Annotated in this window: 5 protein-coding genes and 1 pseudogene; 2 read left to right on the top strand and 4 right to left on the bottom strand. The window is 62.6% G+C overall.

Annotated elements, in window-relative coordinates:
- On the top strand, positions 1–780 hold a 780-nt coding region (locus EN879_RS19670), incomplete at its 5' end, for an FAD-dependent oxidoreductase (protein ID WP_164774474.1).
- Positions 781–840: 60 nt separating this feature from the next.
- On the opposite strand, the gene mgtE is transcribed toward EN879_RS19670, so the two are convergent.
- The gene (mgtE, locus tag EN879_RS19665; RefSeq protein ID WP_063168000.1) at positions 841–2,205 is read right to left on the bottom strand and encodes a magnesium transporter; all 1,365 of its coding nucleotides are present in this window, start codon (positions 2,203–2,205) and stop codon (positions 841–843) included.
- Between the two features lie 272 nt (positions 2,206–2,477).
- Positions 2,478–4,382: an ABC transporter ATP-binding protein/permease gene (locus EN879_RS19660; RefSeq protein WP_024503285.1), complete on the bottom strand. Its 1,905-nt coding sequence runs from the start codon at positions 4,380–4,382 to the stop codon at positions 2,478–2,480.
- Positions 4,383–4,985: 603 nt separating this feature from the next.
- On the opposite strand from EN879_RS19660, the gene EN879_RS19655 reads away from it, so the two are divergent.
- Positions 4,986–5,414 (top strand): hypothetical protein, encoded by a 429-nt coding sequence (locus tag EN879_RS19655; protein ID WP_024503284.1) that lies wholly within the window; start codon positions 4,986–4,988, stop codon positions 5,412–5,414.
- Positions 5,415–5,452: 38 nt separating this feature from the next.
- On the opposite strand, the gene EN879_RS19650 is transcribed toward EN879_RS19655, so the two are convergent.
- Together EN879_RS19650 and EN879_RS19645 are read right to left on the bottom strand one after the other, a co-directional pair.
- Positions 5,453–6,133, bottom strand: a complete 681-nt coding sequence (locus tag EN879_RS19650) for a DsbA family protein (protein ID WP_063170238.1) — start codon at positions 6,131–6,133, stop codon at positions 5,453–5,455.
- 17 nt (positions 6,134–6,150) lie between these two features.
- Positions 6,151–6,616 (bottom strand): annotated as a pseudogene (locus EN879_RS19645) (ABC transporter substrate-binding protein); the annotation flags it as partial.

The raw sequence follows: 6,616 nt of genomic DNA, 5'->3' as shown, positions 1-6,616 counted from the left end.
ATCCTCAGCCGGTTCGACATGGACCTGCGGCGCATGCTGCACGAAACCATGGAAAAGAAGGGGATAAGGATCCTTTGCCATTCCGTGTCCGAATGGATCCGCAAGCGGCCGGACGGCCGGCTCGACGCGCTGGTCAGCGGCGGCGAGGTGCTGACCGTCGACCAGGTGATGCTGGCCATCGGCCGCATTCCCAACACCGAGAATATGGGCCTGGAAGGCATCGGACTGGAGATGACCAAGACCGGCGCCATCGCCGTCGACCAATATTCCCGCACCAATGTCGACAACATCTGGGCAATCGGCGACGTCACCAACCGCGTGCAGTTGACGCCGGTGGCGATCCATGAGGCGATGTGCTTCATCGAAACCGCCTTCAAGGGAAATCCGACCGCTCCCGATCACGAGACGATCGCGACCGCCGTCTTTTCACAGCCCGAGATCGGCACTGTCGGCCTGTCGGAGGACGACGCCGTCAAACGCTTTTCCGACATCGAGATCTACCGCGCCACATTCCGGCCGATGCGGCACACCCTGTCCGGGCGCGACGAGAAGATGCTGATAAAGCTGGTGGTCGATGGCGCGTCGAAGAAAGTGCTTGGCGCCCACATATTGGGGCCGGACGCCGGCGAGATGGCGCAGCTTCTCGGCATCCCGCTGAAGGCCGGCCTGACCAAGGACGATTTCGACCGTACGATGGCCGTGCATCCGACAGCGGCGGAAGAACTGGTCACCATGTACAAGCCGACCTATCGCGTGAAGGACGGCGAGCGGGTCGATTGACGGCAAATCCTGGTTGAGGAACTCCGCCGCGGCAAGGTCATGCCACGGCGGAGATGGTTGCTACAGAAGCGTGCCGCGCAGGATCACCAGCGCCACCGAGAAATAGATCACCAGCCCGGTGACATCGACCAGCGTGGCAACGAACGGCGCCGATGCGCTGGCCGGGTCGAAGCCGATGCGCTTCAAGGCGAACGGCAGCATCGACCCCGACAGCGAACCGAAGGTGACGATGCCGACCAGTGCAGCACCCACCGTGGTGGCGATCAGCGGCCAGTGCGGGCCATAGTCGTAGAAGCCCATATACTGCCAGAGCGCGATGCGGCAGACGCCGACCACACCGAGCATGGCGCCCAGCACCAGGCCGGTGGGCAGCTCGCGCAGCGCCACCCGCCACCAGTCGCCAAGGCCGATCTCGCGCAAGGCCAGCGCGCGGATGACCAGCGAGGTCGCCTGCGAGCCGGAATTGCCGCCGGAGCTCATGATCAGCGGGATGAACAGCGTCAGCACGATCGCCTTCTCCAGCTCGCCCTCATAGCTCTGCATGGCGTTGGCCGTCAGCATCTCCGAGATGAACAGCGCGCACAGCCAGCCGCCGCGTTTCCTGATCATGGCGAGGAAGCTCATCTTCATGTACGGCTCGTCCAGCGCCTCCATGCCGCCGAAACGGTGCACGTCCTCGGTCGTCTCCGCGATCATCGTGTCGATGATGTCGTCGATGGTGACGATGCCGAGGATCTTGCCATGGTCGACGACCGGAACGGCGAGCAGATCGTATTTGGAGATCGTCTGCGCCAGCGTTTCGCGATCGGTCAGCGGGCCGACCGTCATCGGAAGATGATCCGGCGCCACCGTCATGATCGAATCGTCCGGCTCACCGGTGATCAGCCGGCGCAGGCCCGTCGAGCGCACAAGCAGGTGCGTTTGCGGATCGACGATATAGATCGCATAGACGGTCTCGCGCGTCCGCTCCACCTTGCGGATGTAGTCGAGCGTTTGCCCGACGCTCCAGTCCGAGGGCACGCTGACGAACTCCGTCGTCATGATCGATGCGGCACTGCCTTCGGGATAGCCGAGGATGGAGAGCAGCGTTGCGCGCAGCGGCGGCGCAAGTCCGCCAAGCAGCTCGGAACGCGCCGGCTCTTCCAGCTCGCGCAGGATGTCGGCTGCCCGGTCGACCGACATGGCGGTGAGCAGCTTGCCCGCCTTGGCGCGCGGCAGCGCCTCCATGCGTTCCGACGCGCCGTCGAGTTCCGGCTGATCGAAGATCTCGACCAGACGTTCGAACGTCACTTCACAGAGCAGTTCCGTCGCGGTCTCTCGAGGCTCCCTGTTCAGGGCCTCGACAATGTCGGCGACGTGATCGTTGGCTAGGATACGGGCAATCGCGACGGCCTCGTCGCTTGCCACCGTGGTAAATTCGTTCATGGCTCACTCCTTGCCGTCCGGCAGGACATGAACCATGTGAGGTCACGTCAGGGCGGACGGCTGTTGCGTTCGACTGTGACTGTCGCCAGGCATGGCGCGGTGACCTTTCCGCTTGCGGGTTCGCGTTTGATTGTCTGCAAGCGGGCGCAACATAGGAGCGCGCCTCGCCGTGTCAATCGCGGTGAGGAGGGAAAATGCCGACGAGCGGGCAAGATCGCGAGACTGTGATCACCGGCCGCCGTTCGACCAGGCAGACCGGGGTGGAATAACCGTTATTTCTGCTTCAGCCGGCGCGAGAAGCGCAGCCACTTGTCTTCGACCGGCCTTGGGACCGGCCTTGGCTGCACCAGAATGGTGGTGAGTTCGGCGGGCAGGGTCGGAACCAGCGGCTTCTTGGTGGCGACGCCGTCGGCGATCGCGACGATGCTGTGATAGAATTCGCTGCCCGTCATCGATCTCGGCGCCACCGCCTCGTGCATGACGGAGATCACCGTGACATCGGGGCAGTTGTCCTTGATGGCCTGGTGGAAGGCGACCTTGCCATCGGGGTCGAGCGCGCCGGTCGCCTCGTCGAGGAACAGCAATCCCGGCTGCTGCAGCACGATGCGGGCCACCACCAGCTTCTGTTTCTGGCCGCCCGACAGAACCTGGTCCCAGCTTTTGCCTTCGCGGCTTTCGTCGGCCATGTGCTCGATAAAGTCGCCGAGCCCCGCCTTGTGCAGCGCCGACGCCACCTGCGCATCGCCATGGTCGTGCTCGGAGCCGGGCAGGCAGACCAGTTGCTTCAGCGACACAGGCTGCAGCTTGACCTCCTGGGCGGCATAGAAACTCTTGACGCCCTCTGGGAAGACGATGGTGCCGCGGCCATAGGGCCACAGGCCGTTGATCGCCTTGATCAGCGAGGTCTTGCCGCAACCGGACTCGCCTTTCAGGAAAGTCCATTCGCCGCGCCGGAAGCGCAGATTGGCGGCGCTGAGAAAGGGCGTCGCGTCCTCGCCCTGATGCGCCAGTTCGAGCTTCTGGATGGTCAGGCCGAAAACCGGGTTCTGGCTGGCATAGTGGAAGTCGGAGCGGCCGGTCTGGCTGTAGAATTCCTGCGGATGCTGGACATTCTCGATCGCATTGGCCAGCTCGGTGACACGCTGGCTGTTGGCGCGCAACGTGGCGATGGCGGGCATGACGTGGATGAACCAGGAACACTGGCCGATCAGCGAATTGACCAGCTCGGAGCCGGTTATGTAGCCCTTGAGGTCGAGACCGTTGTGGATGAACGGCACCAGGCCCGGTCCGTAGGCGACAATGCGGGCACCGATGAAATTGTAGATCAGCTCGAACGACATGTAGACGGTGTTGACGATGTTCAGCCGCGTCCAGGTGCCGTCGATGTCGACATAAAGCCGGCCATGCATGGTCCTTTGCACGCCTTCGCCCTGAGACGCCGCGACATGGAAGGAGCGGCGCAGGAATGTCGTCAGCTCGCCGCGATAGCTGCCCTCGGCCTGCTGCATCCTGACATTGAGGCGCTCGAGCAGGCCGCCGAGCTTGACCGCGATCCAAGTGTTCAGCGGCACGTAGGTGGCGACGGCCAGGAAGGCGAGGATGGCGCTGCCATAGCTGCCGAGGAATTCCAGCCCCTTCACCTCGACGGAGTTTTCGAGCAGCTTCTGGCCGACGAAATAGAGCGATGTGGCAACGCCAAGCACGCCCATGGCGAGCCCGATGGCGCCACCGGTCATGTCCTTGATGGATTCCTGGACGCGCTGGTCGATATTGTCGGGGGCCGGTGCGCCGCTGCCGGTCGACGCGTGCTGGGCATGGAAATGCGTATGATTGCCGTCCAGCAGCGCTTCATTGAAGCGGCTGTCCAGCCAACCGCGCCATTTGCGGTGCAACGTCGCCGAGACAAGGTTGCGGATGCCGGTGAAGCCAGCGTCCTTGAGTACGACCAGCAGCACGAGGACGCCGGCATTGACCAAAAGCGAGCGAAGCGGCGTGGTGTTGGCGGCGTCATGGAAGAAGGCGATGGAATTGACCAGTTCGCCCGAGGCTTCGGCGAACCAGACACCGGCCTTGCTGGACAACGCCGTGAGCAGCGCGATCACCAGCGTCAGCGTCCAGGCTTCCTTCCAGCGGTCGGAAACCCAGTAGGCCCGCATCAGGCCCCAGAAGCTGCGCATCGACGACACCGGCGTCAGAAGCGATCGCCCTGCGGCATCGCGAGGTGTTTTTTCCGGTACTGACTCTTGCGATGGTCTACCGACCCGAATCACTATCCCGCCCAAACCTTTTTTCTTTTGTTACGGATGGTAACACCAATTGATCATTTTCCATTAATTTAAAACCGGGCCGACCGGATTGCCCCGGCAGCCGTTGCCGTGAGGCAACAGATTACATGCTGAAATATAGCGACAACAGTCGACAAAAATCCGGATATTGCTTTTAATTTCATGGGCTTGATATATCGAGGGCGTGGCGTTGGCACGGCTTCCCCTAGGGAAGGCTTTCACACGGTTTCGTGAACTCGAAATCGTATCGAGCGACCGGTTTTCTCACTGTGGACGGCTCAAAGAGCTCGAAAATCTGCGGCTCGTGACTCGCCAGGATTGCCGGGGTCGTCCCTGCCGGGGGCAGGAATTGACGAGAGAATCGATCGAGCGGCGCGTTCCGTCTTGTCGGATCGGCTGAGGGACTGCGTTTGACAATTCATCCGCCTGGGATTGAACCTTGCCCGGCATCGGCGACACTCATGCATGTCCGGTTCTTCAACAAGGAAGCTCCCAATGCTTGCACGCGCGGCCGCAATCCTGTCCCTCTTTGCCTTTGTACCTTTGGCGCATGCCGGCGAGCAAAGCATTCCGGCCAGCGCCGAGGGCCAGATCGAGTTCAACACGCCGTCCGGCAACATCGGCTGCATCTACACGCCCAAAGGCGGCACCGGCACCTATGAGCCGAGGGATGGCGGCCCGGAACTGAGCTGCTCGCGCGTCGAGCCGAGCTACCTTACGATTATCCTGGGTCCGAAGGGGCCAGCAACGCTGATCAAGAACCCAGGCGAGCAGGGCTGCTGCAGCGATGTCGATAAGCTTGGCTACGGCAACAGCTGGAGCGCCGGGCCGTTCTCGTGCCAGTCGTCAACCAAGGGACTGACCTGCACGGCCACGAACGGCCATGGATTTTTCATCAGCAAGGCCAAGGCGACGGCGAAGTAACGTCTGCCGCTGTCGCGGAGAGGAGAGGCCGGCCGGCCTCAGCCGGCCTTGTCCAGTTCGCCGCGCGCCTTGGCGGCCGCCACCTGGCGAATGGCATCGGCCAGCGTATCGGCATCCTGCGCGCCCATGACGGCGTATTTGTCCTCGAGCAGGAAGCACGGCACACCAGAAATGCCCATGCGCGACGCGGTGGCGATCTCGGTGCGCACCGCCTCGACATCGGCCTCGGTCGGCAAAAGCGAGGCGACCACGGACGCATCCATGCCAGCCTCGCGCGCGGCTTCGACCAGCACGGCATGGTCGCCGATGTCAGCGCCTTCCTCGAAATTCAGCTGGAACAGCCGCCGTACAAGCCTGTTCTGAATGGCTTCGCCGGCGGCCCCTGCCCAGCGGATCAGCCGGTGCGCATCCAGCGTATTCGGCGCCACTTTGATGGCGTCGAAGGCAAAGGAAATGTCTTCCGCTTCGCCCAGCGGCTCGATGCGGTCGTGAATCTCGCGGATACGCTCGTCGCTGCCGAATTTTGCCAGCATGTATTCGCGCCGGTCCTTGCCTTCAGGCGGAATGGTCGGATCGAGCTGGAACGGCCGCCAGCGGACATGCACGTCGACATCGCCGACGGCGGCGATTGCCCTGTCGAGCCGCTTCTGGCCGATGAAGCACCAGGGGCAGACGACATCGGACACCACATCGACGGTGATGGCGTTCAATTCGCTCATCTCGATCTCCTGATCCCTCAGTTGGGTTTGCGCCACCATGTTGGCAGTTGATATCCGAATATGGGCGTCTTTTGCGGATGTTCCAGGTAGTTCCAGTAGGCGATCCATTGCTGCGTGTTGTACTGCATCGGCACCATGTAGTTGCCGGAGATCAGCAGCCGGTCGAGAACGCGAACGGCGGCAACATAATCCTCCTTGGAACGGGCGCGCAGCATCGCCTCGATTGCCGCGTCCACAGCCGGGTCGGCGACGCCGGCGAGATTGAACGAGCCTTCCGTCCGGGCGGCAGTCGAACTCCAGCGCCCGCTCTGCTCGATGCCGGGTGACAACGAATTGTTGAAGCCGCTCGATCCGACCAAGACCTCGAAATCGAAGCGCTGCTTGCGCGACTGTATCTGATCGCCGTCGAGGCTGCGAATGGTGAGATTGATGCCGATCTTCTCCAGCGTGCGCTGATAGATGCCGGCAAGGCGCTCCTCGTCC

Source organism: Mesorhizobium sp. M7A.F.Ca.AU.002.02.1.1, assembly GCF_003998535.1.
Lineage (GTDB): Bacteria > Pseudomonadota > Alphaproteobacteria > Rhizobiales > Rhizobiaceae > Mesorhizobium > Mesorhizobium ciceri.
Note: the sequence above shows the minus strand (reverse complement) of the source record. Positions and strands in the feature narration are given on the sequence as shown.